27 protein-coding genes are annotated in these 26,248 nt (G+C 62.7%); 20 read left to right on the plus strand and 7 right to left on the minus strand.

All coding sequences use genetic code 11. From position 1 onward, the window contains the following. Positions 1-97 precede the first annotated feature (97 nt). From VDQ28_RS07695 to VDQ28_RS07705, 3 genes are all read left to right on the plus strand, one after another. Positions 98-2,251 (plus strand): malate synthase G, encoded by a 2,154-nt coding sequence (locus tag VDQ28_RS07695; RefSeq protein WP_323035379.1) that lies wholly within the window; start codon positions 98-100, stop codon positions 2,249-2,251. Positions 2,252-2,356: 105 nt separating this feature from the next. After that, the gene (locus tag VDQ28_RS07700; protein ID WP_323035380.1) at positions 2,357-2,782 is read left to right on the plus strand and encodes a heme-binding protein; all 426 of its coding nucleotides are present in this window, start codon (positions 2,357-2,359) and stop codon (positions 2,780-2,782) included. A gap of 68 nt (positions 2,783-2,850) precedes the next feature. Next, complete coding sequence (locus VDQ28_RS07705) at positions 2,851-3,624, plus strand: gamma-glutamyl-gamma-aminobutyrate hydrolase family protein (RefSeq protein ID WP_323035381.1); 774 nt, start codon at positions 2,851-2,853, stop codon at positions 3,622-3,624. A gap of 117 nt (positions 3,625-3,741) precedes the next feature. Here the strand turns inward: VDQ28_RS07705 and hemN are convergent, their stop codons facing one another. Next, the gene (gene hemN / locus VDQ28_RS07710) at positions 3,742-5,097 is read right to left on the minus strand and encodes an oxygen-independent coproporphyrinogen III oxidase (RefSeq protein ID WP_323035382.1); all 1,356 of its coding nucleotides are present in this window, start codon (positions 5,095-5,097) and stop codon (positions 3,742-3,744) included. Between the two features lie 51 nt (positions 5,098-5,148). Here hemN and fnrL point away from each other — a divergent pair, with 51 nt between their 5' ends. The 4 genes from fnrL (at position 5,149) to VDQ28_RS07730 (ending at position 8,050) form a co-directional block, all read left to right on the plus strand. After that, entirely contained in the window at positions 5,149-5,904 is a 756-nt protein-coding gene (gene fnrL / locus VDQ28_RS07715; protein WP_323035383.1) for a transcriptional regulator FnrL, read from the plus strand. Between the two features lie 135 nt (positions 5,905-6,039). After that, positions 6,040-6,531, plus strand: a complete 492-nt coding sequence (locus VDQ28_RS07720; protein WP_323035384.1) for a hypothetical protein — start codon at positions 6,040-6,042, stop codon at positions 6,529-6,531. A gap of 107 nt (positions 6,532-6,638) precedes the next feature. Beyond that, the gene (locus VDQ28_RS07725; protein WP_323035385.1) at positions 6,639-7,172 is read left to right on the plus strand and encodes a hypothetical protein; all 534 of its coding nucleotides are present in this window, start codon (positions 6,639-6,641) and stop codon (positions 7,170-7,172) included. A gap of 395 nt (positions 7,173-7,567) precedes the next feature. After that, positions 7,568-8,050, plus strand: coding sequence for a hypothetical protein (locus tag VDQ28_RS07730; RefSeq protein ID WP_323035386.1), 483 nt, complete (start codon positions 7,568-7,570; stop codon positions 8,048-8,050). A gap of 1 nt (position 8,051) precedes the next feature. Here VDQ28_RS07730 and VDQ28_RS07735 read toward each other — a convergent pair whose 3' ends face one another. Together VDQ28_RS07735 and VDQ28_RS07740 are read right to left on the minus strand one after the other, a co-directional pair. Further along, positions 8,052-8,381, minus strand: coding sequence for a TfoX/Sxy family protein (locus VDQ28_RS07735; RefSeq protein WP_323035387.1), 330 nt, complete (start codon positions 8,379-8,381; stop codon positions 8,052-8,054). Between the two features lie 57 nt (positions 8,382-8,438). Continuing rightward, on the minus strand, positions 8,439-10,406 hold the full coding sequence (locus tag VDQ28_RS07740) for a bifunctional 2',3'-cyclic-nucleotide 2'-phosphodiesterase/3'-nucleotidase (protein ID WP_323035388.1): 1,968 nt from the start codon (positions 10,404-10,406) through the stop codon (positions 8,439-8,441). A gap of 244 nt (positions 10,407-10,650) precedes the next feature. Here VDQ28_RS07740 and VDQ28_RS07745 point away from each other — a divergent pair, with 244 nt between their 5' ends. After that, entirely contained in the window at positions 10,651-11,139 is a 489-nt protein-coding gene (locus tag VDQ28_RS07745) for a hypothetical protein (protein ID WP_323035389.1), read from the plus strand. Between the two features lie 81 nt (positions 11,140-11,220). Here the strand turns inward: VDQ28_RS07745 and VDQ28_RS07750 are convergent, their stop codons facing one another. Further along, on the minus strand, positions 11,221-12,060 hold the full coding sequence (locus VDQ28_RS07750) for a universal stress protein (protein WP_323035390.1): 840 nt from the start codon (positions 12,058-12,060) through the stop codon (positions 11,221-11,223). 232 nt (positions 12,061-12,292) lie between these two features. On the opposite strand from VDQ28_RS07750, the gene ccoN reads away from it, so the two are divergent. From ccoN to VDQ28_RS07800, 10 genes are all read left to right on the plus strand, one after another. Beyond that, entirely contained in the window at positions 12,293-13,891 is a 1,599-nt protein-coding gene (gene ccoN, locus VDQ28_RS07755) for a cytochrome-c oxidase, cbb3-type subunit I (protein WP_323035391.1), read from the plus strand. Positions 13,892-13,902: 11 nt separating this feature from the next. After that, a complete protein-coding gene (gene ccoO / locus VDQ28_RS07760; protein WP_323035392.1) occupies positions 13,903-14,628 on the plus strand; it encodes a cytochrome-c oxidase, cbb3-type subunit II in 726 nt (241 codons plus the stop codon). A gap of 13 nt (positions 14,629-14,641) precedes the next feature. Further along, positions 14,642-14,860: a cbb3-type cytochrome c oxidase subunit 3 gene (locus VDQ28_RS07765; RefSeq protein WP_323035393.1), complete on the plus strand. Its 219-nt coding sequence runs from the start codon at positions 14,642-14,644 to the stop codon at positions 14,858-14,860. Further along, on the plus strand, positions 14,860-15,738 hold the full coding sequence (ccoP, locus tag VDQ28_RS07770; protein WP_323035394.1) for a cytochrome-c oxidase, cbb3-type subunit III: 879 nt from the start codon (positions 14,860-14,862) through the stop codon (positions 15,736-15,738). The genes VDQ28_RS07765 and ccoP overlap by 1 nt, the downstream gene beginning before the upstream one ends. A 200-nt stretch (positions 15,739-15,938) precedes the next feature. Next, the gene (gene ccoG / locus VDQ28_RS07775) at positions 15,939-17,414 is read left to right on the plus strand and encodes a cytochrome c oxidase accessory protein CcoG (protein ID WP_323035395.1); all 1,476 of its coding nucleotides are present in this window, start codon (positions 15,939-15,941) and stop codon (positions 17,412-17,414) included. Continuing rightward, the gene (locus VDQ28_RS07780; RefSeq protein WP_323035396.1) at positions 17,414-17,881 is read left to right on the plus strand and encodes a FixH family protein; all 468 of its coding nucleotides are present in this window, start codon (positions 17,414-17,416) and stop codon (positions 17,879-17,881) included. Before ccoG ends, VDQ28_RS07780 begins: the two co-directional genes overlap by 1 nt. Before the next feature lie 10 nt (positions 17,882-17,891). Next, positions 17,892-20,087: a heavy metal translocating P-type ATPase gene (locus VDQ28_RS07785; RefSeq protein ID WP_323035397.1), complete on the plus strand. Its 2,196-nt coding sequence runs from the start codon at positions 17,892-17,894 to the stop codon at positions 20,085-20,087. 37 nt (positions 20,088-20,124) lie between these two features. Continuing rightward, a complete protein-coding gene (ccoS, locus tag VDQ28_RS07790; protein WP_323035398.1) occupies positions 20,125-20,283 on the plus strand; it encodes a cbb3-type cytochrome oxidase assembly protein CcoS in 159 nt (52 codons plus the stop codon). Positions 20,284-20,402: 119 nt separating this feature from the next. After that, a complete protein-coding gene (locus tag VDQ28_RS07795; protein WP_323035399.1) occupies positions 20,403-21,011 on the plus strand; it encodes a superoxide dismutase in 609 nt (202 codons plus the stop codon). 234 nt (positions 21,012-21,245) lie between these two features. Continuing rightward, positions 21,246-22,076: a DUF429 domain-containing protein gene (locus VDQ28_RS07800; RefSeq protein WP_323035400.1), complete on the plus strand. Its 831-nt coding sequence runs from the start codon at positions 21,246-21,248 to the stop codon at positions 22,074-22,076. A gap of 526 nt (positions 22,077-22,602) precedes the next feature. On the opposite strand, the gene speB is transcribed toward VDQ28_RS07800, so the two are convergent. The 3 genes from speB to panC are packed head-to-tail and all read right to left on the minus strand — an operon-like array spanning position 22,603 to position 25,246. Next, a complete protein-coding gene (gene speB, locus VDQ28_RS07805) occupies positions 22,603-23,550 on the minus strand; it encodes an agmatinase (protein ID WP_323035401.1) in 948 nt (315 codons plus the stop codon). Positions 23,551-23,559: 9 nt separating this feature from the next. Continuing rightward, on the minus strand, positions 23,560-24,387 hold the full coding sequence (gene panB, locus VDQ28_RS07810; RefSeq protein WP_323035402.1) for a 3-methyl-2-oxobutanoate hydroxymethyltransferase: 828 nt from the start codon (positions 24,385-24,387) through the stop codon (positions 23,560-23,562). 13 nt (positions 24,388-24,400) lie between these two features. After that, positions 24,401-25,246: a pantoate--beta-alanine ligase gene (gene panC, locus VDQ28_RS07815; protein ID WP_323035403.1), complete on the minus strand. Its 846-nt coding sequence runs from the start codon at positions 25,244-25,246 to the stop codon at positions 24,401-24,403. A 173-nt stretch (positions 25,247-25,419) separates the two neighbouring features. On the opposite strand from panC, the gene VDQ28_RS07820 reads away from it, so the two are divergent. Continuing rightward, complete coding sequence (locus VDQ28_RS07820) at positions 25,420-25,818, plus strand: hypothetical protein (RefSeq protein ID WP_323035404.1); 399 nt, start codon at positions 25,420-25,422, stop codon at positions 25,816-25,818. Further along, the gene (locus tag VDQ28_RS07825) at positions 25,815-26,225 is read left to right on the plus strand and encodes a hypothetical protein (RefSeq protein WP_323035405.1); all 411 of its coding nucleotides are present in this window, start codon (positions 25,815-25,817) and stop codon (positions 26,223-26,225) included. Before VDQ28_RS07820 ends, VDQ28_RS07825 begins: the two co-directional genes overlap by 4 nt. Positions 26,226-26,248 lie beyond the last annotated feature (23 nt).

Below are 26,248 nucleotides of genomic sequence, written 5' to 3' on the forward strand. Positions count from 1 at the left end.
TGGGATCGGTGTTGCCTATCGGAAACAAATTCCCTACCTGTATTCCGCAGCATACAGGGACGCGTCGGAGACGCGCGGCGAACATGGAGGGCGCATCATGGCGCAACGAATCGACAAGGACGGATTGCAGGTTGACGCACATCTGGCGGAATTCATCGACACGCAGGCTCTGCCCGGTTCGGGCATCGAGGCCAAGGCGTTTTGGGCGGCGTTTTCCAGTCTGATCCATGACCTCGCCCCCAAGAATCGCGCACTTCTGGCCAAGCGTGATGAGTTGCAGGCAAAGATCGACGCCTGGCACCGCGATCACAGGGGGCAGGCGCACGATGCCCCGGCTTACAAGGCATTCCTGGAACAGATCGGCTATCTGCTGCCCGAGGGCGAGGATTTCCAGATCGGCACCACCAACGTGGACCCCGAAATCGCCAGCATCGCCGGGCCGCAGCTGGTCGTACCGATCACCAACGCGCGCTATGCGCTGAACGCGGCCAATGCGCGCTGGGGCAGTCTGTATGACTGCCTCTATGGCACCGACGCGATGGGCTCGACCCCTCCGGCGGGCGGTTATGAGCGTGGCCGGGGTGCGCGGGTCGTGGCGCGGGTTCGGGTGTTCCTGGACGAGGCCTTTCCGATCGAGGGCGGCAGCCACGCCGATGCGCGGCGCTATAGCGTCAAGGACGGCGCGTTGCTGGTCGATGACCTGCCGCTGATCAACCCGGGCAAATTCGTCGGCTACACCGGCAACCCCAAGGCGCCCGACACGGTGATGCTGATCAACAACGGCTTGCATGTTGAACTGGTGTTCGACCGCGCGCATCTGATCGGCAGCCGCGATCAGGCCCTGTTGGCGGGCGTGCATCTGGAAAGCGCGCTGTCAGCGATCATGGATTGCGAGGATTCGGTGGCCTGTGTCGATGCCGAGGACAAGGTGCAAGCCTATGGCAACTGGCTGGGGCTGATGAAAGGCACGCTGTCCGAGGAGTTCAAGAAAGGTGGGCAGACGGTGTCGCGGCACCTGAACGCCGACAAGGTGATCACCGGGGCGGATGGGTCCGAGGTGGTCCTGAAGGGGCGCGCCGTGATGTGGATCCGCAATGTCGGCCACCTGATGACCAACCCGGCGATCCTGACCCGTGACGGCGATGAAGCGCCTGAGGGTTTGATGGACGCGATGATCACCACGCTGATCGCCAAGCACGACCTGCAAAAAACCGACGGGCTGCGCAACTCGGTCAAAGGCTCGGTCTATGTCGTGAAACCCAAGATGCACGGCCCCGAGGAAGTGGCCTTTGCCGATGAAATCTTCTCCCGTGTCGAATCGGCGCTGGGCCTGCCCGCGAACACCGTCAAGCTGGGCATCATGGACGAGGAACGCCGCACCTCGGTGAACCTCAAGCAGTGCATTGGGGCCGCGCGCAACCGCGTGGCGTTCATCAACACCGGCTTTCTGGACCGCACCGGCGACGAGATCCACACCTCGATGGAGGCCGGGCCGTTCAGCCGCAAGGATTTCATCAAGCGCAAGGCGTGGATCAAGGCCTATGAGGATCGCAACGTCGATATCGGGCTGGAGTGCGGGCTGTCGGGCAAGGCGCAGATCGGCAAGGGCATGTGGGCCGCGCCCGACCTGATGGCGGCGATGCTGGACCAGAAGATCGAGCATCCGCGCGCCGGGGCGAATACGGCTTGGGTGCCCAGCCCGACCGCCGCCACGCTGCACGCGCTGCATTACCACAAGGTCGATGTGTTCGCGGTGCAAAAGCGGTTGTCCGGCGGCGGGCGTCGCGCGCATGTGGAAACGCTGCTGGATATCCCGCTGGCCAGCTATCAAAAATGGACCGAGGCGCAGATCCTGGCCGAGGTCGAGAACAACGCGCAGGGCATTCTGGGCTATGTGGTGCGCTGGATTGATCAGGGTGTCGGCTGTTCCAAAGTGCCGGATATCCACGATGTCGGCCTGATGGAGGACCGCGCGACCTGCCGGATTTCCAGCCAGCATATCGCCAACTGGCTGCATCATGGCGTGGTTTCGCAAGTGCAGACCATGGACGCGATGAAGCGCATGGCCGAGGTTGTCGACCGCCAGAATGCGGGTGATCCGTTCTATCAACCGATGGCACCGGGGTTTGATGGGGTTGCATTCCTGGCGGCGTGTGATCTGGTGTTCAAAGGCCGTGAGCAACCGTCGGGCTATACCGAGCCGGTTCTTCATGCGCGCCGCCTGGAATTGAAGGCCGCGCGGAACAGGTGAGGGGGTGCGGGGGGCCAGCCCCCCGCACCCCCCCGCCCAGGGGGGCGCACGCGCCCCCCTGGGAACCCCCCGTGAGTATTTCCTCGCAAGATGAAGGAGCAAGGCATGAGCGTGACACTGGAGCAGGCGCGTGTGATCATCGCGGCGACGCGTGCCAAAGGGCGCGAGATGGGGCTCAAGCCGCTGTCGGTGGTGGTGCTGGATGCGGGCGGTCATGTTGTGGCGTTCGAGCGTGAGGATGGCGCGCCGGTCGGGCGTTTCGCGCTGGCGCAGGGCAAGGCCTATGGGGCGGTGATGATGGGCATGGCGGGGCGCGCGCAATTGGCATTGGCCGCGGCGCGCCCGGCGTTTGCCGGTGCTCTGATCGGCGTGTATGACGGCAAGTTCATTCCGGTGCCGGGCGGTGTTCTGTTGCGGGATGCGGCGGGGGCCATAATCGGCGCAATCGGGATCACCGGCGATACTTCGGAGAATGACGCCGAGGCCGGACTTGCCGGGGCGGCGGCAGCCGGGATCGCGGCAGAGGCGTGACTCCCCCTTTCCCTTGGCGCGTCAGCGGGCTAGGTTCCGTGCCGAGGGAATGAGCCACGGGTAATACCATGTCGCCAAAGCGTCCCGTTGTCGGGGTTATCGGCAACAGCGCCATGCTGAATGAAACCTATGCCGTCCATGCGGGTGGCGTGATGAACTCCTGCGCCATTGCCGAGGTTTCCGGCGCGATGCCGCTGTTGGTGCCGGCCGATCCGCGCTTTGTGTCGGTCGAGGAATTGCTGGAGACCTTTGACGGGTTCTTGCTGACTGGCGGGCGGCCCAATGTGCACCCCGAGGAATATGGCGAGGAACCGACCGAGGCGCATGGCGATTTCGACCGTTCGCGAGATGCTATCGTCTTGCCGCTGGTGCGGGCTTGCGTCGAGCGCGGCCAGCCGTTCTTTGGCGTGTGTCGCGGCTTTCAGGAGGTCAATGTCGCGATGGGCGGCACGCTGTATCCGGAAATCCGCGATCTGCCCGGGCGGTTGAACCACCGGATGCCACCGGAGGGCACGATCGAGGAAAAATTCGCCCTGCGCCATATCGTGACCTTCACCGAGGGCGGCGTGTTTCACAAGCTTTTGGGGGCGTCCGAGGCGATGACCAACACCCTGCACGGGCAGGGTATCAAGACCCCCGGCAAGCGGATTGTGATCGACGGCTATGCCCCCGACGGCACGCCCGAGGCGATCTATATCAAGGATGCGCCGGGTTTTACGCTGTCGGTGCAATGGCATCCAGAATACAATGCCGCGAATGACCCGGTTTCCAGACCGCTTTTCGCCGCGTTTGGTCAGGCGTTGCGGGCGTGGCAGGGGCGTGACCGGGCGTCAAACGGCTGAACCGTTCCGCGCCGGGGATGACTGGGAGCTGCCGGTCGAAACCCGTTGCGCGCCGGACCCCGGCACGGCGTGGCAAATCCAGCCGCGGCACCCCCTGAGATATCGCGCAAGCTGCCTTCAGATCGCCGAGGAATGCCCGGTTTTCGTCATCGCATAGGCGTCGAAATGCGTGGCGATCATGCGGGTCAGGGGGCGACCCGGCACCGGAACCGCCAGCCCCTCGGACGTGTGCGACACGAAATCCCCGAATTTATCGGCAATCGGCTGAAACAATGCGTCGATCTGGGCGCGGCTCACCGGGAAATCCTGCAGCAGTTCCTCGGTGCTCACCTTGAAATCACACATCAACGCCTCGATCATGCGGGCGCGCAGACGGTCGTCGTCGCTGAACGCATGGCCGCGGGTTGTCGCGAATTCACCGGCATTCACGGATTTCCCCCAAGCGGCGGTTGCCGGGTTCATCTGGGCATAGCCTTGCGGGAATTTCGAGATCGAGGACGTCCCCAGCCCCACCAAGACCTGCGCCGGGTCATCGGTATAGCCTTGAAAATTACGCCGCAGGGTGCCGTTTCTGGCGGCAATCGCCAGCCGGTCATCGGGCCGCGCAAAATGGTCAATGCCGATATCGACATAGCCATCCCAGGTGAACAGCTTGTTTGCCGTTTCAAACAGAGCAAGCCGTTCCTCGGGGCGGGGCAGGGTGTCCGAGGGGATCATCTGCTGTCGCCGCGCCATCCACGGCACATGGGCATACCCATAAAGCGCCACGCGATCCGGCGACAGCGACAGCAGTTTCTGTACCGATTCCGACAGACGTTTGTTGGTCTGATTGGGCAAGCCGAACAGGATGTCGGCGTTCAGGCTGTGCACGCCATGCGCGCGAATGGCCTCGACGGCGCTACGGGTCAGTTCATAGGATTGCTCGCGCCCGATAATCGCCTGAATCTCGGGGTCGAAGTCTTGCACGCCAATCGAGGCGCGGTTCATGCCGGCCTCGGCCAGCGCGTCCAACCGGGCGCTGTCGATCTCGTTGGGGTCGATCTCGACCGAGAATTCGGCATCCTTCGCCAAGGGCGTGATCGCGAAAACTGTGGCGGCAAGGTCGCGCATGGCGTCGGCGGGCAGCAAGGTGGGCGTGCCGCCCCCCCAATGCAGCCGCGACAAAGTGACGCCTTCGGGCAAGGCATCGCGCAGCATGGCCAGCTCTGCCTTGAGGGTTTCGACATAGGCCAAGACCGGGGTGTCCGAACTCGTGCCTTGGGTCCGACACGCGCAAAACCAGCATAAACGCCTGCAAAACGGCACATGCAGGTACAAAGAGATCTGTGCGCCCGGCTCAATCGCCGCCAGCCAGCTGCGAAAATGCGCGGCGCCGACGTCACCCGAGAACTGCGGCGCAGTCGGATAACTGGTGTATCGCGGCACACGCGCGTCAAAGAGCCCCAAGCGGGCGAGTTGTGATTCGGTATTCATTCGCCTAGATTGTGTGAAGAATGGTTCCCAGCCTTGATGTAGATCAATAACATGACCAAAACCACAAATGCATCTTTGAAAACCGTCCATGCCGATTGCGGTGATTGCCCGATTCGCCATCGGGCGGTTTGCGCGCGTTGTGATACCAACGAGTTGATCAAACTGGAAGAAATCAAATACTACCGCAGTTTCCAGGCGGGCCAGACGGTTGTGTGGTCCGGTGACCGCATGGATTTCGTGGCCTCGGTGGTGTCGGGAATCGCGACGCTCACGCAGACGATGGAAGACGGCCGTCGGCAAATGGTGGGGCTTTTGCTGCCCTCCGATTTTGTCGGTCGTCCGGGGCGCGATTCTGCGGCCTATGACGTGGTTGCGACGACCGATCTGGTCATGTGCTGCTTTCGCAAGAAGCCGTTCGAAGAACTGATGTTGACGACCCCGCATGTCGGGCAGCGTCTGCTGGAAATGACGCTGGATGAACTGGACGCGGCGCGCGAATGGATGCTGCTCTTGGGCCGCAAGACGGCGCGTGAAAAGATTGCCAGCCTGATTGCGATCATCGCGCGGCGCGACGCCTCGCTGAAACAGGGGGGCAGCCTGGGCCGCGTGGAGGTTGATCTGCCGCTGACCCGTGAGGCGATGTCGGAATATCTGGGGCTGACGCTGGAAACGGTCAGTCGCCAGATCAGCGCGCTGCGCAAAGAGGGCGTGATCGAGATCGAAGGCAAGCGCCACGTCACGATCCCGGATTTCGACAGTCTGCTCGAAGTGGCTGGCGACGACAGCGACGGTGGCTTTCTGGTGTGAACAGCCCAGGCCCCATGGCCGGGTGCTTGAAGCGCAAGCGTATTCTCTCCTATAAGTTGTCCGTTGGCGGGACGTTCCGGCGACGGCAACGACCTGCGGTGCGAACACCCCCGGTTTGAGAAAGCAGAGTGGCGCATGTTTGACTGGGATGACGATGTTGAGGCGCTGTATCAGCAGACGCGTTTCCAGGATCAGGGTGCCAAGCGCGACGCGGCGCGAAAGACCGGCCGCTTCCGGGCGGCATGGCGCGTATTGGCGATGACGGGCACCCTCGGTGCGCTGGTTGTTGCGGTGCAGGTTATTGTGCCGCCGCAGAACGACGCGACGCCGGCGGCTCTTGCCGGGCATGGCGGCCCGCAATCGGAGCCATTGCCCGTCGGTTTGCGCGAATACGGCCCTGCGCAATATGCGAATTTTGCGCGCGGCATTGGCGCGTTCAGCGACGCCGCGTTATCGCGCCACGCGCAATCGGTGTTTGCGCAGCTTGAGGCGACGGATGATCTCTTGCAGCCCTTTTGGCACGACACCTTGTTGTTGACGAATTTCGAGCTGTCTCGGCGCGGTTTGCCTCGGGTTTCGATGCCGGATGCCGGTGATTTCGTGGCGATCAGTCTGCCCGACCGGTGATCCGTTCACCCGGTGTCACGAAATGGGCCATGACGTGCCGCAGTCTCGCCGTCTTTTGCGAAGAAGGTGCTTGTGAACCCACGCCACAGGACAGAGGGACACGGGCCATGTTCGACTGGGACAGAGATCTGGATTCGATCACCGCAAGCCCGTCACGGCCCGTCGCCGTCACGGCGGACGGTGTCGTCAATCGCGCCGGAACGTCGGGGCGCATCAGGGCGTTTCTGGCCCGTTGGGTCGCCCCTGTTGTGGTTGTCGCGGGGCTGGGCTTTGCCGGGCAATTCGCATTTCAGCCTGATGCACACCAAAGTCACGCCAGCGCGTCGATCAGCGGGGCGTTCTCGGGCGTTTTCACGGCAGCCCACCCGCCGCGACCGGCCGCGCTGTTGGTTTATGATGACCAGCAATATGCCCGTTTCATGCGCGGGATCGTCGGCTTCACCGATGAAAATCTGCTGGCTTATGCCTCGGCGACGGCCCACGATCTGAGCTTGAACGATGCGTTGATGACCCCGTATCTGCTGGATGTCCTGTATCTGACAAACCAGCAGATAGAGCGTCGCGGGTTGTCGCATCCGAGGGTGCTCGCCGCCTATGAGGCCGAAAGGGCAAGCTTTTCTGCGACACCGCGCGATTCGTAGGTTTCTCGCGAAACCGGCACCGCCGCATTTAAATCGTATTTGAGTCAAATTGTCGCCGAAAACCACCGTCTAAATAGAAGGATGGTGCCGCCGTTGTTCGCGGACCATCAACCCCAGGAGGACAGGCCATGAAGGTTCAAAAGCGTCAGCAAACAGCCCCGCATCGTGACCAGGACCGGGTTCGCATCTATCGGTACGGCGCAGATCGTGAGGGCGCACGTCCCGGCGCGTCGTCTTTTGCCGGTGGCGGCTGCGGCGGCGTCGTATGCGGTCGGCCGTAATTGAATAAAATATCGGGAATTATCGATCTGGCGACATCGGTCATTCGGTGATGTAATCGAAAAACCTCCGAAAAGGCCAAGTCAGTGTCAACAGGTTCCTCTCTGCGCATCATCGTGGCTCGCCCATTGTTTCGCTTTCTCAGGTCAGAACGCGGCGCGGTCACGGTTGACTGGGTGGTTCTGACGGCAGCGGTCGCAGGACTTGGGATCACGACGATTTTGGGTGTGCAGACCGGCGTCATCAACCTGGGTGGCGAGGTCAACAGCGCGCTGTCTGGCGTCGCAGTCGCGTCACTGACAGGCGAGGACGTGTCCTCTGGCGGCTACACGCCCTTTATCGCCACGCAAGATGACATTGCCAATTGGGTTCAGGAGTATACGGATAACTTCTCGGATGACGAACTTCGGAGCCTGTACGCTGAACTGTCAATGGGCGCTGCCAACGCCTTGGATGCCGGAAATCCCGCGGGTTCAGAAATCTACTTTGATCTCATGTCGGCGGCCAATACCGCGCTTCGCAACCGCGGGCTTGATATCCCCGACGGGTCCAGCAGTTTTGATGACCTGATGGCTCGCTATGACGCGGCAGTAACCTGAATCATTTCGTCGGCAGCTTTGAGACAAACCCCTTCGCCAGATTGATCAACGTCGCGCGCCGATCATCATCGGCCACGGTCTCATCGGTGACATCGACAAACCCGCGCATCGGCCGTCCGGTGAACGCCATTGCCTGCGTACCGTCCACGGCGAGGGCGGCGGCGATATTGTCCATGCCGACCCGGAACATGCCCCCGCCCTTGTGGACGCCGCACAACATGTTGCCGTCCATCATGAACACCAGGCCGCCGAACATCTTCTTTTCCGCAATGCCGGGTGTGTCGTGCAGCGCGTCCCGCAGAATATCTGCCAGGCCTTCATCGTAAGCCATAAAGGTCCGTCCGATCGTGGGCGGGCCGCCGATCCGGCAGCCCGCGTCGTTGTGATGTCAGAGCGTGATGCGATAGAGCGCAAAGCCGTTTTCGCCGTCTCCAGCGGGTTCGATGTTGATCCCGCGGCCCTGAATGTCGCCCAGATACTGCACGCCCGCGGGCCCGGTTTCAAACAGCACCGTTGCGCCCTCGACCGGGGCAAAGCCCCAATTGCCATCCGCTGCCGGTGAGATCGTGCCCTTGGCCACGATATAGCGCACGATGATGTCGCGGTTGGTATCGGGCGCGCGGAAGACGATGGTCGAGCCATCCGCACCCGGGAAATGCCCGCCGCCCGAAGCGCGATAATTGTTCGTCGCGACGATGAACTCGGCCCCCGGGTCAATCGGAGCGCCGTCATACTTCAGATCGACGATGCGATGCGCGTCCGGGTTCACCACCTCGCCGTCGTTGTTGTAACGCGACGCCTGGGTCAGGTCGATTGCATAGGTCACGCCGTCGATCACGTCGAAATTATACGACGGGAAATCGGGGTTCAGCAGCACCTGATCGGCCACGCCCGGTTCAATCTGGTTGAACATGCCCGCCGAACGTTCCAACCACTCGCGCACCTGCGCGCCGGTGATGCGCACTGCCATCAGCGTGTTCGGGTAGAGATACAGGTCGGCCACGTTGCGGATTGCCACCGGGCCTGCGGGAACATCGGTGAAATACTCCGGCCCGCCGCGCCCGCCGGCCTTGAACGGGGCGGCAGCCGAGAGAACCGGAATGCCGTCGTGCTCGGTGCCTTCCAGAATGGTGCGCACATAGTCGCCCTGCGCATCGCTGACCACCTGCACCGAGGGGTCATCCGCCACCAGCGCAAAATAGGAGTACAGCGGCACCGAGCTTTGCCCGACTTCGGCGCGCACATACTCCAGCGTTTCCTCATGCGCTTCGGCGGTGGCGTCGATGATCGGAATGTAATCCTCGGCCAGCGCGGTATAAGAGCGATCCTCGTTGCGGCGCGAAATCGGCCGGGTGCTGCTTTCCGAGGTGTCGATCTTCCAGCCGTCGCCGTCGCGGGTCAGCATGAGGTCCAGAATGCCCAGATGCGAGCCCCAGAATCCGGCCATGACGGCGGGTTTGCCCATCAGGGTGCCGCGCTCGTTGTCGATGCCTTCGCCCTCGAAGGTCGCGGACGGGAACACCTGATGCTGGTGGCCGCAAACGATGCAGTCGATGCCCTCGACCCCGGCCAGATACAGCGAGGCGTTTTCCATCATCGGGTCATAGGGCGCATCCGAAATGCCCGAGTGTGACAGCGCGATCACCAGATCCGCGCCCTCTTCGCGCATTTTCGGCACCCAGGCCTCGGCGGCCTCGACAATGCCGCGCGTGGCGAACCTACCGTGCAGATGCGCGCGGTCCCATTGCATGATCTGCGGTGGCAGGAAGCCGATGATTCCCACCTTGATCGGGAATTCCTCGCCCGTGCCATCAATCAGCATCCGGTCAAGGATCACATAAGGCGGCAGGTGCAGGGTGTCCTCAAGCGGCGTGGCACCGAGGCTGCTGGCGAAGTTGGCGCAGACCTGCGGGAAATCGGCGCGCGCGTTCACAAGGTCCATGAACTCGACACCATAGTTGAACTCGTGGTTGCCCAGCGTGCCCGCGTCATAGCCAAGCGCGTTCATCGCCGCCATGACAGGGTGCAGATCGCCCTCATGCATCCCGTGCGAATAGGCCATGTAATCGCCCATCGGGTTGCCCTGGAAATAGTCGCCGTTGTCGACGGTCAGGGTGTTGGTGGCCTCGCCGCGGATTTCCTCGACGATCGAGGCGGTGCGCGCCAGACCCATCGTGTCATTCGGGCGGTCGGCGTAATAGTCATAGGCCCGCACATGGCAGTGCAGGTCGGTGGTGGTCAGGACGCGCAGATGCGCCTGCCCGGCGCCGGCGCGGGCGGAAAACGGATGAAGCATCACCAGCCCGGCGGCGGCGGTCGTGGACATCAGGAATGAGCGGCGGGACAAACGGGTCATGAGGGCTCTCTCTGTTGGTGAGTCGGGTTTATCGCTGCATGGTGGACCCACTCCGCGTATCGGGCAAGAAATTTGACCATGTGGTGAAATCGAACCGGCGGCGACGTGCCACAGGGACCAGTGCCACGCCGATGCAGGAAAACGGGCCGAACTCTGCAAGGGCGGTGGGTTTTGCCAAACATTCGCCACAAAACAACGCGATGCTGACACTATCCTCTTAGTCAGATGATCCGGAGCGCGTGGAATGCGATTGGTTGATTTCCTTCGGGACGAGCGCGGCGCGGTGACCGTGGATTGGACGGTGCTGGCCGCGGCCGTCGTCGGGCTCGGCATTTCGGCCATTGCCGCGGTACGAACCGGTGTTGTCAATCTGGGCGGCGATATCAACACAAGTCTCGCAGGTGCCAGTGTCGCGGCTTTGGGGACTCTGGGCGGAGGTGGTGCGCCCAGTCCGCAAGATATCCGCGACGGCTATGACGTGGTTGCCTGTTCCGGAGGGCTTGATGGGGTCTACGAGTTTGGCCGGGCATCCGTGGATGCCGGGATGGGTCATTTTGACAATTACGCCGATTCGGATGCCCATGTTGACGGCTGGCTGGATGCCTCGCCGCAGGAGTTGCTTTCCGCAATTGATGAATACAACCGCTGGGTCGGAGACGGTAGCTTTTCCGATGACGAACTGATCCAGTTTGCCGCCGCGCATTGCCTCGCACAAGCGCAGGGGTTGATTTGACGCGCGCGCTGATTTCCGAACGACCAAAGGACTCTTGGGCGGCGTGTGTGGGGGCGCATCCCCCCGCACACGCGACTCGCCCTAATGCGCCAGAAAGATCGCGCGTTTGGCGTTTTCCAGCACGTTGCGCGTGGCGCCGCCCAGAATGGCCTCGCGCAGGCGGGAATGCCCGTAGGCGCCCATCACCAGAATGCTGGCGTCGATATCGCGAACATGGCGCATCAACACATCAGACACCCGCGGCATGGTTTTCGCCAGCACGGACACTTCGGCGCGGACCCCGTGGCGGGCCAGCATCTGGGTCAGCAATCCGCCGGGGTCTGAACGCTCGGGGCTGTGCACGGGGGGATTGACCACCGCAACCGAGACATGGTCAGCGGCTTGCAGCAAGGGCAATGCGCGGCGCACGGCAGAGAGCGCCTCGTTCGATTGGTTCCACGCCACGACGATTCGCTTGCCAAAGTCTTCCGGCAGTTCCTTGTTCGGCAAAACCAGCACGGCGGCTTGCCCCTCGAACAGGGCGGCTTCCAAGGCGGCTTCTTGCGTTGGCAGGGCGTTTTCGCCGTATGGACTCGTCTGGATCACAAGATCCGAGAATCGGGCGCGCAGGCCGACCATCGCCGGCAACCCGCCAAACTGCACCACCGCCGAGTCGGTGGACCAACGGAGGTCGTGTTTTTCGCACAGACGTCGGGCGATCACTTCGAGGGCCTCGGCCTCGTGCTGCGCGCGTTCCAGCGTTTCCTGAAGCAGGATTGGCGAGGCTCCCATGTAAAACCCACCCGCCGGGGTCATATCGACGCCCAAGAGATACGACGTCAAATGCGCCTGATGGTCGCGCGCGAAGGCCAGTGCCGCTGGCAGCGTTGCTGACAACTCGGCCTCACTGCCCAGAAATGTGACAATTGATTTGTAAGCCATGCGTATTCTCCAGAAAGTGCCACCGAGGCTGTCTCGAAACAGAAGTCTGGGGCATACGACACAGCGCCGCATTGATTTCTGTCAAGTGGCACCCTATGCGCTGATAACATGAACTTGACCTGAATCAAGGTTTTGGCAATTTGAGCGCGCGATAAGGGCGCTGGCGCGACGGGCCCGATTCTGTTTGGAATCGTGGGAAACGCTAATAAAACGAACGAAGGGACGCAAAACAATGTGGGATTACGTCAAGCTGATCGTGCTTGCCGCAGTCGCGGTCGCTGCCGCCTATGCGGCAAGTCACGCGCGCGATCTCGCCTATATGGTTCACATGATCATTTTCGTGTTGGCCGCGGCGACATTTTTCGTGTGGCAGATTCGCCATATGGGCGAGACTGAGCACAATCAAAGAGAATATCTGGACGGGGTGATCCGCTATGGCGTGATCGCGACGGCAGGCTGGGGAGTCGTCGGATTCCTCGTTGGCGTGATCATCGCCTTCCAGCTTGCCTTTCCGGAAACGAACCTGGAGCTGACCGGAGGCTATTACAACTTTGGTCGCCTGCGTCCCCTGCACACCTCGGCGGTGATTTTTGCCTTTGGTGGCAACGCCTTGATCGCCTCGGCGTTCTATGTGGTGCAGCGCACCTCGGCGGCGCGGCTGTTTGGCGGCAACCTGGCGTGGTTCGTGTTCTGGGGCTATCAGGTGTTCATCCTGCTCGCCGCAACCGGCTATGTTCTGGGTTCGACGCAAAGCCAGGAATACGCCGAGCCCGAGTGGCTGGCCGACCTGTGGCTGACGATTGTCTGGGTGGCCTTCCTGCTGGTCTACATGGGCACGCTGATCAAACGCAAAGAACCCCACATCTATGTGGCGAACTGGTTCTACCTGTCGTTCATCGTCACCATTGCCATGCTGCACCTGATCAACAACGCGCAGGTTCCCGTGTCGTTCTTTGGCTCGGATTCGGTTCCGGTCTGGTCGGGCGTGCAATCGGCGATGGTGCAGTGGTGGTATGGCCACAACGCCGTGGGCTTCTTCCTGACCGCCGGCTTCCTGGGCATGATGTATTACTTCATCCCCAAGCAGGCTGAACGTCCGGTTTACAGCTACAAGCTGTCGATCATCCACTTCTGGGCACTGATCTTCCTCTATATCTGGGCTGGTCCGCACCACCTGCACTATACCGCGCTGCCGGACTGGGCGCAGACACTGGGCATGACCTTCTCGATCATGCTGTGGATGCCGTCCTGGGGCGGCATGATCAACGGTCTGATGACGCTCTCGGGCGCCTGGGACAAGCTGCGCACCGACCCGGTGATTCGCATGATGGTTGTCGCCGTGGGCTTCTACGGGATGGCCACGTTCGAGGGGCCGATGATGTCGATCCGCGCCGTGAACTCTCTGTCGCACTATACGGACTGGACCATCGGTCACGTCCACTCGGGTGCGCTGGGCTGGAACGGGATGATCACCTTCGGGATGATGTATTACCTGGTGCCGAAACTGTGGAAGCGCGAGCGCCTCTACAGCCTGTCCCTGGTCAGCTGGCACTTCTGGCTGGCTACGATCGGCATCGTGCTTTACGCGGCCTCGATGTGGGTGACCGGCATCATGGAAGGTCTGATGTGGCGTCAGGTAGACGCGCAGGGCTTCCTTGTGAACTCCTTCGCCGACACCGTGGGGGCCAAATTCCCGATGTATGTGGTCCGGGGTATTGGCGGGCTGATGTTCCTGACCGGTGCGCTGATCATGTGCTATAACCTGTGGAAAACTGTGACGAGCGTGGGCGAAGCAAAGCCCGTCGCTGCGTCTGCAGTTCCCGCCGAATAACGGAGGGTGAAATGGGTATTCTAGATCACCACAAGAAAATCGAAACGCACGCCACCTTGTTGCTGGTCCTCAGCTTTCTGGTGGTCACCATTGGCGGCCTCGTGCAGATCGTGCCTCTGTTCTATCTTGAGAACACGATCGAAGAGGTCGAGGGGATGCGCCCTTACGCACCGCTGGAACTTGCGGGACGTGAGATCTATGTGCGCGAAGGCTGCTACACCTGTCACAGCCAGATGATCCGCCCGATGCGTGACGAAGTCGAGCGGTACGGCCCCTATTCGCTGGCGGCGGAGTCGATGTACGACCATCCGTTCCAGTGGGGCTCCAAGCGGACCGGGCCTGACCTGGCCCGTCTGGGCGGGCGCTATTCGGACGAATGGCACGTCGCCCACATGACCGACCCGCGCAGCGTTGTGCCGGAATCGGTGATGCCAACCTACGGCTACCTGTCGAACACCGTGATCGACGGCCGCTATGTCGAGGATCTGTTGCGCACCTATCGCATGGTGGGCGTGCCCTACAGCGACGAGATGCTGGAAAATGCCCGCGCCGACTTCCTGGCACAGGCTGATCCTGACGCGGATCATTCGGGCTTGCTGGAACGCTATCACTCGGCACAGACGCGGAACTTCGATGGCCAGCCGGAACTGACGGAAATGGACGCAATCATCGCCTATTTCCAGATGCTCGGAACGTTGGTTGATCGCAGCACCTTCGTCGTCGACGCAAGCCGCTAAGGAGGAAGGGATCATGGAAACCTACACCCTGCTCAGAGAGTTCGCGGACAGCTGGTATCTGCTGTTCATGACCTTGTTCTTTATCGGCATCGTGATCTGGGCGTTTCGCCCGGGCAGCAAGGCAGTACATGCCGAAACGGCGTCGATGATCTTCCGCAATGACGACAGACCGGCACAGGACGGGGCACCAGCCCCCTCCTCGGGTCGGGATCACAGCCAGGGAGCACGCTGATGGCCGCTCAACCAAAGAAAAAGCCCAAAGGCGATCCGTCGACGACGGGCCATTCGTGGGACGGGATCGAAGAGTTCGATAACCCGATGCCGCGTTGGTGGCTCTGGTCGTTCTACATCACCATCATCTGGGCCGTGATCTACATGATCTTCTACCCGGCTTGGCCGCTGATCAACTCGGCGACCACGGGCATCCTTGGCTACTCGACGCGCGCCGAAGTCGCGGCCGAGATCGCCGCCGTCGATGCGCGCAACCAGGTCTGGTATGACCGCCTGATGGAGGCTGATCTGGCCAGCATCACCGACGACGCCGAATTGCAACGCTTTGCGGTCAACGCGGGCGCGGCAGTGTTCCGGGCGCAATGTTCGCAGTGCCACGGTGCGGGTGCGGCGGGCGTTCAGGCCGGCGGCTTCCCGAACCTGCTCGACGACGAGTGGATCTGGGGCGGCACGATCGAGGACATCGAGCAGACCGTCACGCATGGCATCCGCAACGAGGATTATCCGGATGCACGTTGGTCGGAAATGCCCGCCTTCGGGCGTGATGAACTGCTGACCGGTGAAGAAATCGACCAGGTTGTGCAGCATGTTCTGAACATCTCGGGCCAACCCCATGATGCCACACTGGCATTGGCGGGTGCCGAGGTCTTCGATTTGAACTGTTCCTCCTGCCACGGTATCGACGGCGAAGGCGACACCTTCTCGGGCGCGCCAGCGTTGAACAACGCCATCTGGCTTTATGGTGGTGATGCGGAAACGATCCATGAAACCGTCATGAATGCCCGGTTCGGCATCATGCCCGGTTTCGGCGAGCGACTGCCAGCCGCGCAGGTCCGCGCCGTTGCGGCCTATATCCACCAGTTGGGCGGCGGTCAGTAACCGACACTGCGATCTGGCGCTCCGGGCAATCGGGGCGTCAGGGGCTGCACCAACCCCCGGTCCTGTTCGCGCGTTTCCAGGGGGTTTGGTGCAGTCAAGGCTGACACCAAGGGCGCGCCCGGCCACTCCGGCCGGAGTGCGCCTTTTTGGCGCATAACCCATTTTTAAAATCCGTATTATTGATTCAAGTCAAGGCTGGAATGCGGGTAGGGTGTCAATCACGCTCAAGGCCACCAACAAGGAGCGAATCCGTGAGTTCGTCAGAAGAAAAAAGCCTCTACGAAAAACGCGAGCCGATCTTTCCAAAGCGTGTCAAAGGGGCGTTTCGCAACCTCAAGTGGTGGTTGATGGCGTTCACGCTGGGCATTTACTACATAACACCTTGGATTCGCTGGGATCGTGGGCCGGTTCTGCCGGATCAGGCGGTTCTGGTCGATCTCGCCAATCGACGTTTTTTCTTCTTCATGGTCGAAATCTGGCCGCATGAGTTCTACTTCGTCGCGGGCCTGTTGATCATGGCCGGCATCGGGTTGTTCCTGTTCACCTCGGCGCTGGGGCGTGTGTGGTGCGGGTATGCCTGCCCGCAAACCGTCTGGACCGACCTGTACATCCTTGTCGAACGCTGGATCGAGGGCGACCGCAACGCGCGGGTCCGGTTGCATCGCCAGAAATGGGGTGCCGAGAAAATCCGCAAATATGGGTTGAAATGGCTGGTCTGGTTGCTGATCGGTTTGGCCACCGGCGGGGCCTGGGTGTTCTATTTCACCGATGCGCCGACCTTGCTGCGCGATCTTCTGTCGTTCAACGCGCATCCGGTTGCCTATGGCACGATCATTTTCCTGACCCTCACGACATTCCTGTTCGGGGGCTTCTTCCGCGAGCAGATCTGTATCTATGCCTGCCCCTGGCCGCGGATTCAGGCCGCGATGATGGACGAGGACACGATCACCATCGGCTATCGGGATTGGCGCGGTGAACCACGCGGCAAACAACGCAAGGGTGCCGAGGCTGAAAAACTGGGCGATTGCATCGACTGCATGGCCTGCGTCAACGTCTGCCCGATGGGCATTGATATTCGCGACGGGCAACAAATGGCCTGTATCACCTGCGGCCTGTGCATCGACGCCTGCGACGATATCATGGACAAGATTGGCAAGCCTCGCGGGTTGATCGGCTATCTGGCCCTGACCGACGAGGTCAGCGAACGCAAGGGCGAAGCGCCCAAGTCGGTCTGGAAGCATATCTTCCGGCCGCGCACGATCGTTTACACCGTGCTCTGGGGCGGTATTGGGCTGGGGCTTCTGGTCGCCTTGTTCCTGCGCACGGATGTGGATATGTCGATCTCACCGATCCGCAATCCGACGCATGTGGTGTTGGCCGATGGCTCGGTGCGCAACGCCTATGACATCCGCTTGCGCAACATGAACCAGGAGGCGCGTGAATTCCTGCTGTCGGTGGCGGATAACAACGATATCATCCTGACGATGGAAGGCATTGACGGCCAGAGCGTTCTCGTCGGACCGGACGAGCAATTGAACCAACGCGTCTACCTGACCGCAATGCCCAACACACCCGAGACCGCGGCGGGCATCACACCGGTGAGGATCTGGGTTTCTGTGGTCGGCGGCGAAGAGCGGATTTACGGCGAGACCGTCTTTAACGGAAGGGGTCGATAATGGCGAAATCTGGCGAGCGCGAACTCACCGGGCGCGGCGTGCTGATGATCACGGTCGGCGCGTTCGGGGTCATCATCGGCGTGAATTTGTTCATGGCCTATGTTGCGATTGATACCTTTCCGGGGCTTGAGGTGCGCAACTCGTATGTTGCCAGCCAGGGGTTCAACGAACGCCAGGCAAGCCAACGCGCGCTGGGCTGGACCACCGAGGCCGACCTGACCGCAGGACGATTGCGCCTTGCGATCAACAACGCCAACGGCTCGATTGCGGCGATTGACAGCTTGCAGGTCACGCTGGGCCGCCCGACCACTGCGCGCGAAGACTTCATGCCCGAAATGCGCCTCGAAGATGGGGCCTATGTTGCCGATGTCGACGTCGATTACGGTAACTGGAACCTGCATATTGTCGCAGTTGCCGCCGATGGCACTGATTTCACGCAGCGCATCGGCCTGATCCACCATCGTTGAAGGCCACGCCATGACCGACACGTTTGACGCGCCCTCTGTTTCGGCCTGCCCGGCTTGCTCCGTCGCCCCGTCGGCGATGGAGCGCGCGGCGGCGGCCAAGGCCGAGAAGGGCGCGCGCCTGATGCTGTCGGTGCCTGACGCGCATTGCGCGCTGTGTATCTCGACGATCGAGCGCGATCTGGAGGTCATGCCGGGCATTCGGTCCGCACGGCTGAACCTGACCCTGCGGCGGGTCTCGGTCGATGCGGATATCGACGTGACGCCCGAGCAGGTCATCGAACGCCTGGCCACCGTCGGCTATACCGCCCATGAGCTGGACCCCGGCACCCTGTCGATGACCCACACCGACCGCCAGGGCCGCGATCTGCTGATGCGCCTGGGCGTGGCCGGGTTCAGCATGATGAATATCATGCTGCTGTCGGTGGCGGTGTGGTCTGGCGCGACGGATGCGACGCGCGACCTGTTCCATCTGATCTCGGGGGCGATTGCCCTGCCGACCGTGGCTTTTTCGGCGCAACCCTTCTTTCGCAAGGCGATTGCCGGGGTGCGTGCCGGTCGCCTCGACATGGATTTCCCGATCTCGCTGGCCATCATTCTGGCCACCGGAATTTCGCTTTATGAGACGTTGAACAGCGGGCACCACGCCTATTTCGATGCGGCGGTGATGCTGACCTTCTTCCTGTTGGCGGGCCGTTATCTGGATTTCCGCACCCGCGCCGTGGCGCGCTCTGCCGCGCAGGAATTGGCCGCGCTCGAGGTGCCGCGCGCGATCCGCCTGACCGGAACCACCGAGGAAACCGTGTCCGTCGCCGAACTGAAGGTCGGCGATCTGGTGCTGGTCCGTCCCGGTGGGCGCATCCCGGTGGACGGGGTGATCACGGCGGGCACTTCGGAACTCGACCGCTCCTTGCTGACCGGCGAGACCTTGCCGGTCTTCGCCAGCCCCGATCTGGTGGTGTCTGCTGGCGCGGTGAACCTGACCGGCCCCTTGACCGTGCGCGTGACGGCGGCGGGCAAGGACAGCTCGTTGCACCGCATGGCCGATCTGGTGGCCATCGCCGAAAACGCGCGCAACAAATACACGACCTTGGCCGAACGCGCCGCGCGGATGTATTCGCCCAGCGTGCATATCCTCGCCTTCGGGGCCTTCGTGGTCTGGATGTATATCACCGGCGGCGACGCGCGCTTTGCCCTGAACATCGCCGCGGCGACGCTGATCATCACCTGCCCCTGCGCGCTGGGTCTGGCCGTGCCTGCGGTCGTGACGGCGGCCTCGGGCAAGCTGTTTCGCGCCGGGCTGTTGATCAAGGATGGCTCCGCGCTGGAGCGTCTGGCCGAGGTTGATACCGTCGTCTTCGACAAGACCGGCACCCTGACGATGGGCACCCCGCAGCCGGTGAACCTGCAGGATCTGAGCCGTCAGGATCTCGGCGTTGCCGCCGGGTTGGCGAGTGCCTCCAGTCACCCGCTGGCGATATCACTGGCCAAATCCGCCCGCGCGCAAGGCGTTGTCCCGGCAATGCTGGACGATATCGCCGAGGTGCCCGGCCACGGGATTCAAGCCCTGTGGCATGGTCAGCGCGTGCGTTTGGGGCGCGCGAACTGGGTCGGGGCCGAGGCTCTGAACGTCACCGCCACCTATCTCGCGATTGGCACGCAGCCGCCGCACGCGATCGCCTTTGCCGACCAATTGCGCGATGGCGCCGCCGAGGCCGTGGCGGCCTTCAAGGCGCAGGGCAAGCAGGTCATCCTGATCTCGGGCGACGTGCCCGGCGCGGTTGGTGATCTGGCGGCGCGACTGGGCATCGACGACTGGCGCGCCGAGGCCCTGCCGCAAGACAAGGCCGACGCGATCAATGCGCTTCAGGCGCAGGGGCACCGGGTGCTGATGGTCGGCGACGGGTTGAACGACACGGTTGCGCTGGTCGCGGCGCATGTCTCGATCTCGCCCGCCTCGGCACTGGATGCGGCGCGCGTGGCCTCGGATATCGTGCTGCTGGGCGCCTCGCTGGCCCCATTGCCCGAGGCACAGCGCGTCTCGGTGCTTGCCGTCAGGCGCATCCGCCAGAATTTCGCGGTGTCGTTTGGCTATAACATCATCGCCGTGCCGATTGCGCTGATCGGGCTGGCCTCGCCGCTGCTGGCAGCGCTGGCAATGTCGCTGTCGTCGATAACCGTCGCGCTGAACGCTTTGCGGCTGAAATAACGCGCCTTAGCATGTAGGCGCAAGGATCGGATAGACAATGGATATTCTGGCAGTACTGATCCCCGTGTCCCTGATCTTGGGGCTGGTCGGCCTCGCGGCCTTCTGGTGGACCCTGCGGCGCGGCCAATATGACGACCCCGAGGGCGACAGCCAGCGCATCTTGCGCGGGGATTACGACGATCACCCCAAACCGTGACGCTGGCTGCCGGGAAAAACCTCATCCGAGATGTCGGTCTTCTACCGCGCCGGGCTTGACCTTTGGGCACCAGAGACCCTTATTACTCTCAACGGGATAACCAACCAATGAGGACCGCTATGTCATTTACCCTTCCTGACCTGCCCTATGCCCACGACGCCCTTGCTGCGCTTGGCATGAGCAAAGAGACGCTGGAGTATCATCACGACCTGCACCACAAGGCCTATGTCGACAACGGCAACAAGCTGATTGCCGGGACCGAGTGGGAGGGCAAGTCGTTGGAGGACATCGTCACCGGCACCTATCAGGCCGGGGCGGTGGCGCAGAACGGGATTTTCAACAATGCCTCGCAGCATTGGAATCACGCGCAGTTCTGGGAGATGATGGGGCCGAATGGCAAGGCGATGCCGTCGGAACTGGAAGCCGCGATTGTGGACTCGTTCGGGTCGGTGCAGAAGTTCAAGGATGACTTCGCGGCGGCGGGTGCCGGGCAGTTTGGCTCGGGCTGGTGCTGGCTGGTTCGGGACAAGGACGGTGGGTTGAAGGTCACCAAGACGGAAAACGGCGTGAACCCGCTGTGTTTCGGGCAGACGGCGCTGCTGGGCTGTGATGTTTGGGAGCATTCCTATTACATTGATTTCCGCAACAAGCGCCCGGCCTATCTGACCAACTTCCTTGAAAAGCTGGTCAACTGGGAAAACGTGGCGGCGCGGTTGGCCTCGGCTTGAATGTGCTGGATTGACGGACGGGGAAGGGGGGCTTTGGCCCCCCTTTTTCCTGCGCGGTGTCGGGGGTGTCCCCCCGTGGGACAGGGTGTGAGACAGGGGAAATCAAGGGGTTGGCGTGCAGCGTTTACCCTTTGATAACGGTTCCACGCCGTAAAGAAGGGGCCAGCCCCTCGGCGCGGGTGCGCCTCACCCCGGGATATTTGGGGAACCAAGAGCACCGCAAGAGGAGAGGTGATGCAAGTTGTGAGCGGGCAAACCGAGTGTATCGTGTTCGGGTTTGACAGTGCCTGGACCGACAATCCGAAGGCCCCCGGTGCGATTGCTGCGCTGGGGTTTGATGCGGCCGGGCAGGGTGTGTTTCATGCGCCCGAACTGGTCAGTTTCGCGCAGGCGGCGGTGTATGTGCATGCGCGCCGCGTGGGGTATGGCCTGAGCCTGATTGCGCTGGATCAGCCGAGTGTGGTGCCGAATGCGGGCGGGATGCGGCCCGCCGAGCGGGTGGCGGCCTCGGTCCTGTCCTATACCGGGGGCGGGGTGCAGCCTGCCAATCGCGGAAAACACAGGATGTTTGGCGATCATGCGCCGCTGTGGCGGTTTCTGGACAGTGTCGAGGCGTGGCAGGAGGTTGCCTTGTCGCGGCGGGCAGTGACCGGGCATTTCCTGATCGAGGTGTTTCCGGCGCTTGCCCTGGCCGGGTTGCATGAGGGGTTTGCGGCGCGATTGGGTGCGCCGAAGTATAACCCGCAAAACCGCAAGACGTACCGGCACGCGGATTGGGGGGCGGTGTGCCGGGTGGCGGCGGAGGCGGCGGCGCGGTTGGTGGTGCCGGCCCTGACGACGTGGTTCGCGCAGATGGCGCAGATGGCCGCGCCCGGGAAGGGTGATCAGGACCGGCTGGATGCGGCGCTGTGCGTGTTGATCGGGTTGATCTGGCGGGCGGCCCCCGAGGGGGAAGCGCTGTGCATTGGTGATGCGCGGGCGGGGTATATTGTGACGCCGGTTTCTGCACCGGTACGGGCGCGGTTAGCGGCGGCGGCGGCGCGGTTGGGGGTGTTCCTTGGTTGACGCCGCGCGTGGGGCGGGCGTGGTGATGTGAGTATTTTTGGCAAGATGAAGCCGCAAGTGCGGGTGTGCGACCCGGCGCGTTTGCAAGGGTTCAGGGGGCGCCCGTTTTGGGGGGAGGCCGCGTTGGCAAGGCAATGGCACGCACGGCGGAAGGTGGGTTCCATCGGGTGTGACAGGGGTTGGATGGGGGGCGCATCAGGGTGCTCGCCGTTGCAAGGGGGGCGGCGGCGGTTGCGGGGCGGCGTGTTTTCTTGCCTTGTTGAACCCGTCACACCATCGCAGTTGGTGGGCGTAGCGGTTGCCGGGTGCCGGGTGTGTCAGCCCGGAGACCCGAGCGCGCGCCGGATCTGGGTGGGGTTTTTTGGTCTTTGGTGCGCAGGGCAAGGGGGACAATGTGGCGGATATCGCCGGGCCCTGGCGAAGCCGTCTGGCCCGCGACGGTGCGGGGCGTTGATCCTTCGGGGTGCCGGACTGGTGTTTGGTGATTGCGGCCTGACCGCATTTCGGGTGAGCGCCCCCCGAGACGTCACAGCGCGCGGTGGTGCAGGATGCGGCCGATGGTGTTCATCAGGATTTGTGCCGCCAGGATCGAGGTGGTGCCGGTCTGGTCGTAGTCGGGCGCGACCTCGACCAGATCCATGCCGACGATGGCGCCGCGTTTGGCGAGCCCGTCGAGCAGTTCCAGCATCTCGTAGTAATAGAACCCGCCGTGGCTGGGCGTGCCGGTGCCGGGCGCGATGGAAGGGTCGAACCCGTCGATATCGAGGGTGACGTAGTAGCGCGCGCCCGCCGGGATGCGGGCCAACATGCCCTCGACCCCCAGTTTGCGGAACTGGCGCACGGATTGGATGTCGGTGCCCATGGCGCGCGCGGCCTCGTAGCCGTCGCGGGCGGTGGAGGAGACGTTGCGGATGCCGATCTGGCTGATGCCGGTGACATAGGATTTTTCCGCCGCGCGGCGCATCGGGTTGCCGTGGCCGTTGCGCACGCCGTGGCGCACGTCGACGAAATCGAGATGCGCGTCGATTTGCACGATATGGATCGGATCCTGGTCATCGAAAGCGTCGATACAGGGGATATTGACCGAGTGATCGCCGCCCAGCACCACCGGAATCGCCCCCGCCGCGAGGATTTTGCGCACGCCGAAGGCAATATTGGCGTGGCTGGTTTCCGTATCGGTGTGGATGATGTCGGCATCGCCGATATCGACGATATGGGTGAGCGCCGGGTCGAGGTAGGTGATGTCGTCCTCGTGGTCATAGGCCCCGCCGAGGCCGAAGGAAAACAGCGTCGAGGCCTCGCGGATCGCGCGTGGCCCCATGCGCGCGCCCGAGCGGAACTGGGTGCCCGCGTCAAACGGTGCGCCCATCACGGCGACGTCGGCGTCAATCGCGTCCCAATCCGACACATGCGGGTATTTGCCGAAGGTGCAGATGCCGGTGAAGGGCAGGTTCAGGCGGCTGGATTGGGGCATTGTGGCCTCTTAGCGGTAGGTTTCATCGTCAGACGGAAAGGCGCGGGATTTGACCTCAGCCGCGTATTTTGACACGGCGCGTTCCATCATGCCGCCGAACTCACCGTAGACCTTGACGAATTTGGGCGGCTTGGGGTTGAGGCCCAGCATATCCTCGAGCACGAGGATCTGCCCGTCGCAATCGGCGGAGGCGCCGATGCCGATGGTGGGGATGTCGATGGCCTGGGTGATCTTGTTGGCCAAGGGTTCGACGACGCCCTCGACGACGACGGCAAAGGCCCCGGCCTCGGCGACGGCGATGGCGTCGTTGATGTGGTGCTGCCATGTGGCCTCGTCGCGGCCCTGGGTCTTGAAGCCGCCCATGACGTTGGTGGACTGCGGCGTGAGGCCGATATGGGCCATCACCGGGATGCCGCGATCGACCAGAAAGCGGATCGTGTCGGCCATGCGCGCGCCGCCCTCGAGCTTGACGGCCTGGCACATGGTGGCGGTCATCACCTTGGCGGCGTTGCGGAAGGCGACGCTGGGCGATTCCTCGTAGGTGCCAAAGGGCATGTCGACGACGATCAGCGCGCGTTTCGTGCCGCGCACAACGGCTTTGCCGTGGGTGATCATCATGTCCAGCGTCACGCCGACGGTGGATTCCATGCCGTGCATGACCATGCCGAGGCTGTCGCCGACGAGGATGAAATCGGCGTATTTGTCGACGATGGCGGCGGTGTGCGAATGGTAGGAGGTCAGCGAGACGATGGGCTCGCCGCCTTTGCGGGCGCGCAGTTGCGGCACGGTGATGCGGCGGATCGGGGTGCCGGGCTGGACGGAGGTCTGGGTGGACATCGGGGTTCCTTTCTCAGGGCGTGACGACGCGTTGGTCGATCAGGAGGACAGCGCCGAATTTCACCGCCAGCAGAATCACGGCGGGCGCCTTGAGCGGGCCGGAGATGCTGCGCAGGGTTTGCGCGTCGCGGATGTCGGCGGATTGCAGGTCGGCGCGCGGTTCGCTCTGGATATGGGCGGCGACCCAGGCGCGCAGACGCGAGGCGGTGATGCCGGTTTTGGCCAGGTCGGCGGCTTGGGTCAGGGCGCGCGACAGGATCACGGCGGCGGCGCGGTCCTGAGGCGTCAGGCGCACGTTGCGCGAGGACATGGCGAGGCCGTCGGCTTCGCGTACGGTGGGGACGCCGACGATGCGCACGGGGATGTTCAGATCGCGGGTGAATTGGCGGATGACGCAAAGCTGCTGGTAATCTTTCTCGCCAAAGCAGGCGACGTCGGGCTGGATGATGTTGAACAGTTTGGTGACGACGGTCGCCACGCCGCGAAAATGACCCGGGCGCAGTTTGCCGATCAGGATCTTCGCCAGATCCGTGGTTTCAACAATGGTTTGCGCGCCCTCGGGGTAGATTTCGGCGACCTCGGGCAGGAACACGGCGTTGACCCCGGCGGCCTGAAGCATTGCCAGATCGCGGGCCTCGTCGCGGGGGTAGGTTGACAGGTCCTCGTTCGCGCCGAATTGCGTGGGGTTCACGAAGATCGTGGTGACAACCCGCTGCCCCTCGGATTTGGCGCGTTCGACCAGCGCCATGTGTCCGGCGTGCAGATAGCCCATCGTCGGCACCAAGGCGACCGACTCACCGGCGGCGCGGAAGCCGGCGGTGGTGGTGCGGATGTCGGCGATGGTGCGGCAGATGTGCATGACGGGGCATCCTGAGGGGCGTTCCCTTGGTGATACCGCGTGTCTTTGAGCGGAGCAATGCGGCTGCGGGAACGGGATGCGACAAAGCGCCCCGGCGCGTGTCGCGGAAAAGGCGGCGGAAACCCGGGCTGGCCGCGTATAATGGTCGAGGTCTGACACAGGGATATGCGGATATGACCAGGATTGTGCAACGTGGCCTTGGGCTGGCAGCCGTCGGTTTCGGGGTTTTGACCGTGATCTCGGGGTTTTCGGTGTTGTTCGGCGGGGCGGATGTGGCGTCGCTGGCCGGGAACGTGGTGGCGGGTGTCTTGTGGTTCAATGCGCTCAGTGGCTTTCTCTATGTGATCGCCGGGGTCTGCCTGTATCGCAACAACCCCTTCGCCTTTACCCTTGCCAAGGGATTGGCCGCCGCCATTGCCGTCGTCTTTGTGGCGCTTGGTTGGCATATCCTTGAAGGCGGTGCCTATGAGGCAAGGACCGTGGCGGCGATGACACTCCGGCTGGGGTTCTGGCTGGCGATTGCGGTCTATCTGTTTCGGAAACGGCACACGGCCACAAGAGCGGCACCATGATCACGGGGAAAGCGAATATCGTCACGGGTTTGTGGTTTCTGGCCGGGTTCATGCTGTACGGGTTCTTCCTGATTTACCTGCGTGATTTCGCGCCCGGCCGCGAGGACTGGATCGCGCAGTATTCGACCGGCGTGCATTTCGAATCACGTCTGGCGCATGTGCATGGCAACCTCTTTGCATTGCTGAACGTGCTGATCGGGTATCTGATCTTGCGGTTGCCGATTTCGGCGGGGCAGGCCAAGCTGGCCTCGTGGCTGGGGCTGGCCGGGATGCTGATGCCGGTCGGCATTCTGGCCGAAGTGCTGTTCGGTGTGCCGCCGTATCTGGTGATCGTTGGGGGTGTCTCGATCGTGGCGGCGATGGTGGTTCTGGGACTGGCCATTTGGCGCGCGGATTTGTCGAAATAGCACCGCTGGCAGGGTGCGGGTCG

This window comes from Pararhodobacter sp., from assembly GCF_034676545.1.
Taxonomy (GTDB): domain Bacteria; phylum Pseudomonadota; class Alphaproteobacteria; order Rhodobacterales; family Rhodobacteraceae; genus Pararhodobacter.

Bases quoted from the DNA above. Each gene is read 5' to 3' on its own strand.
- fnrL (WP_323035383.1), top strand. From the start codon at position 5,149: ATGACCAAAACCACAAATGCATCTTTGAAAACCGTCCATGCCGATTGC.
- VDQ28_RS07800 (WP_323035400.1), top strand. From the start codon at position 21,246: ATGCAAGTTGTGAGCGGGCAAACCGAGTGTATCGTGTTCGGGTTTGAC.
- ccoP (WP_323035394.1), top strand. From the start codon at position 14,860: ATGGCCGCTCAACCAAAGAAAAAGCCCAAAGGCGATCCGTCGACGACG.
- panB (WP_323035402.1), bottom strand. From the start codon at position 24,387: ATGTCCACCCAGACCTCCGTCCAGCCCGGCACCCCGATCCGCCGCATC.
- VDQ28_RS07765 (WP_323035393.1), top strand. From the start codon at position 14,642: ATGGAAACCTACACCCTGCTCAGAGAGTTCGCGGACAGCTGGTATCTG.
- ccoG (WP_323035395.1), top strand. From the start codon at position 15,939: ATGCGGGTAGGGTGTCAATCACGCTCAAGGCCACCAACAAGGAGCGAA.
- VDQ28_RS07720 (WP_323035384.1), top strand. From the start codon at position 6,040: ATGTTTGACTGGGATGACGATGTTGAGGCGCTGTATCAGCAGACGCGT.
- VDQ28_RS07725 (WP_323035385.1), top strand. From the start codon at position 6,639: ATGTTCGACTGGGACAGAGATCTGGATTCGATCACCGCAAGCCCGTCA.
- VDQ28_RS07695 (WP_323035379.1), top strand. From the start codon at position 98: ATGGCGCAACGAATCGACAAGGACGGATTGCAGGTTGACGCACATCTG.
- ccoO (WP_323035392.1), top strand. From the start codon at position 13,903: ATGGGTATTCTAGATCACCACAAGAAAATCGAAACGCACGCCACCTTG.
- VDQ28_RS07820 (WP_323035404.1), top strand. From the start codon at position 25,420: ATGACCAGGATTGTGCAACGTGGCCTTGGGCTGGCAGCCGTCGGTTTC.
- ccoN (WP_323035391.1), top strand. From the start codon at position 12,293: ATGTGGGATTACGTCAAGCTGATCGTGCTTGCCGCAGTCGCGGTCGCT.
- ccoS (WP_323035398.1), top strand. From the start codon at position 20,125: ATGGATATTCTGGCAGTACTGATCCCCGTGTCCCTGATCTTGGGGCTG.
- VDQ28_RS07825 (WP_323035405.1), top strand. From the start codon at position 25,815: ATGATCACGGGGAAAGCGAATATCGTCACGGGTTTGTGGTTTCTGGCC.
- VDQ28_RS07795 (WP_323035399.1), top strand. From the start codon at position 20,403: ATGTCATTTACCCTTCCTGACCTGCCCTATGCCCACGACGCCCTTGCT.
- VDQ28_RS07705 (WP_323035381.1), top strand. From the start codon at position 2,851: ATGTCGCCAAAGCGTCCCGTTGTCGGGGTTATCGGCAACAGCGCCATG.
- hemN (WP_323035382.1), bottom strand. From the start codon at position 5,097: ATGAATACCGAATCACAACTCGCCCGCTTGGGGCTCTTTGACGCGCGT.
- VDQ28_RS07745 (WP_323035389.1), top strand. From the start codon at position 10,651: ATGCGATTGGTTGATTTCCTTCGGGACGAGCGCGGCGCGGTGACCGTG.
- VDQ28_RS07735 (WP_323035387.1), bottom strand. From the start codon at position 8,381: ATGGCTTACGATGAAGGCCTGGCAGATATTCTGCGGGACGCGCTGCAC.
- speB (WP_323035401.1), bottom strand. From the start codon at position 23,550: ATGCCCCAATCCAGCCGCCTGAACCTGCCCTTCACCGGCATCTGCACC.
- VDQ28_RS07785 (WP_323035397.1), top strand. From the start codon at position 17,892: ATGACCGACACGTTTGACGCGCCCTCTGTTTCGGCCTGCCCGGCTTGC.
- VDQ28_RS07780 (WP_323035396.1), top strand. From the start codon at position 17,414: ATGGCGAAATCTGGCGAGCGCGAACTCACCGGGCGCGGCGTGCTGATG.
- VDQ28_RS07740 (WP_323035388.1), bottom strand. From the start codon at position 10,406: ATGACCCGTTTGTCCCGCCGCTCATTCCTGATGTCCACGACCGCCGCC.
- VDQ28_RS07750 (WP_323035390.1), bottom strand. From the start codon at position 12,060: ATGGCTTACAAATCAATTGTCACATTTCTGGGCAGTGAGGCCGAGTTG.
- panC (WP_323035403.1), bottom strand. From the start codon at position 25,246: ATGCACATCTGCCGCACCATCGCCGACATCCGCACCACCACCGCCGGC.
- VDQ28_RS07700 (WP_323035380.1), top strand. From the start codon at position 2,357: ATGAGCGTGACACTGGAGCAGGCGCGTGTGATCATCGCGGCGACGCGT.